The 1,754-nt window shown below is 67.4% G+C and carries 2 protein-coding genes and 2 pseudogenes; 1 reads left to right on the forward strand and 3 read right to left on the reverse strand.

Annotated elements, in window-relative coordinates; translation table 11 throughout:
- On the reverse strand, positions 1-141 hold a 141-nt coding region (locus ACIA8L_RS56310; protein WP_395918532.1), incomplete at its 3' end, for a transposase.
- Positions 142-275: 134 nt separating this feature from the next.
- On the opposite strand from ACIA8L_RS56310, the pseudogene ACIA8L_RS56315 reads away from it, so the two are divergent.
- Positions 276-494: pseudogene (locus tag ACIA8L_RS56315) on the forward strand (SDR family oxidoreductase); the annotation flags it as partial.
- Positions 495-567: 73 nt separating this feature from the next.
- On the opposite strand, the gene ACIA8L_RS56320 reads toward ACIA8L_RS56315, so the two are convergent.
- Positions 568-1,314: an arabinan endo-1,5-alpha-L-arabinosidase gene (locus ACIA8L_RS56320; protein WP_395918530.1), complete on the reverse strand. Its 747-nt coding sequence runs from the start codon at positions 1,312-1,314 to the stop codon at positions 568-570.
- Positions 1,315-1,541: 227 nt separating this feature from the next.
- A pseudogene (locus tag ACIA8L_RS56325) lies at positions 1,542-1,619 on the reverse strand (hypothetical protein); the annotation flags it as partial.
- Between the last annotated feature and the right edge of the window lie 135 nt (positions 1,620-1,754).

Consider the following 1,754-nt stretch of genomic DNA (forward strand, 5'->3'; position numbering starts at 1 on the left):
GAACTGCTGCAACCCCTGATGATCAACCCCGAGCCGGGCCGCCATCGGCTGCATCGACTTACGCCGGCCGTCCAGCAACAGCCCACGCAGATACGCCACACCCTTCGCCCGCTGATCCGACCGGGCCATAGGCATGAACATCTCCGCAGCGAACGCCTCAAGACGCTGCCGCACAACCGAAAGCTCCTCAGGGGTCACCGAGACATGAAACTACCCGCACCGACCCGGCAACCCCACGACACACCGAACCTAACAAAGCACTACTAGGCCCGTACGGCATCACCGTCAACCTGGTCGCCCCGGGCTGGGTTCCCGTCGAGCGACATGGCGACGTCCCACCGTCGGCCTCCGCGCAGTACGTTGCGGACGTGCCGCTGGGCCGGCTCGGCCGGCCGGTGGACGTCGCCGCCGCGGTGTCGTTCCTGGCGTCGGAGGCCGCCGGCTTCATCACCGGCGAACGGATCGGCGTCAACGGCGGTCATACGCTGCGCTGAGTATAGGGTGCCGGTCGAGACGACGGCGGGCGGGAGCGACCCCGTCGGGGCCTTCCCGCCCGCCGTCCGTGGATCAATAGACGTAGGGCCAGCCGGCGCCGTCGTAGGCGAGGTGGTTGATGCCGAGCAGCGATGCGCCGTTGTCGGCGTAGTAGTGGTAGATGAGGTACTCCCCGTCGGTGTCGGCGAGGAGCGCCTCGTGGCCGGGGCCGTGGATGCTGCCGTGCCCGGTCAGCACCTGGGTGCCGCCGCCGGCCGTCATCGCGGTGCCGTTCCGGTCGACGTATGGGCCAGTGACGCTCGTCGAACGCCCGACCATGATGCGGTAGGTGCTCGATGCCCCTTGGCAGCAGAGGTCGAACGACACCCACAGGTAGTAGTAGTCGCCGTGCTTGAAGATGTAGGGCGCCTCGATGGCCGTGGGGTTGGTGCGCTGGGCGAGGCCGAGCACGCTGCTGTCAGCGCGCTTGCCGGTGGCCGGGTCTAGCTTGATCATCTTGATGCCGGTCCAGAACGAGCCGAACGTCAGCCACCAGCCGCCGGAGGCGTCGACGATCAGGTTTGGGTCGATCGCGTTGTAGCTGCTCGACGATGTGGTGGAGATGATCAGCCCCTGGTTCGTCCAGCTCCCCGACGCGCCGCTCGGGCTGGTGGCCAGGAAGATGGCCGAGTTCCGGGACCCGAACGAGGACGCGGCGTAGTACATGTAGTACTGACCGTTGTGGTAGGACAGGTCCGGCGCCCAGAGGCTGTTCGAACCCCCCGTGTAGGAGGTCGTCCAAGACGCGCCGTTGGGGAAGGCGGCGCCGCATTTTGCCACGAGTTGCGATCGGCGGAGGTCTTGAGCTGGATGTTGGGCCCGGTGTTGGCCTCCAGGTAGCCGCCGGTCGGCCGCTTGACCACGGTCGGGTCATGGGTGCCGGTGCTGCCTGTCACCGTCATCGGGTTGGGGTACGCCGGCGGGGGCGGCGGCGGAGTACTGGTGGAGCCCGTGCCGAGCCGGACGAGCTGCCACTGCTGCTCGGCCGCCCCGGTGTCGGACAGCTGGCCGACCAGGGCCCCGTCGGCCGTCGAGGAGTCGAGCACGTCCACGGCCTTGCCGCTGTTGCGGTTGATCAGCCGCACGTAGCCGCCGTCGGAATCGGCGAGGCGGAACTGCTGATTAAAAGATCTTTCGTGTTCTCGGTGAGTCGCTGTCGGTCGATCGGGTTGGTGGCTAGGACAATCAGGGACATGACTGCTTCACCCCGGTCGGCCGGT

The organism is Dactylosporangium sp. NPDC051541 (assembly GCF_044454505.1).
Taxonomy (GTDB): Bacteria; Actinomycetota; Actinomycetes; order Mycobacteriales; family Micromonosporaceae; genus Dactylosporangium.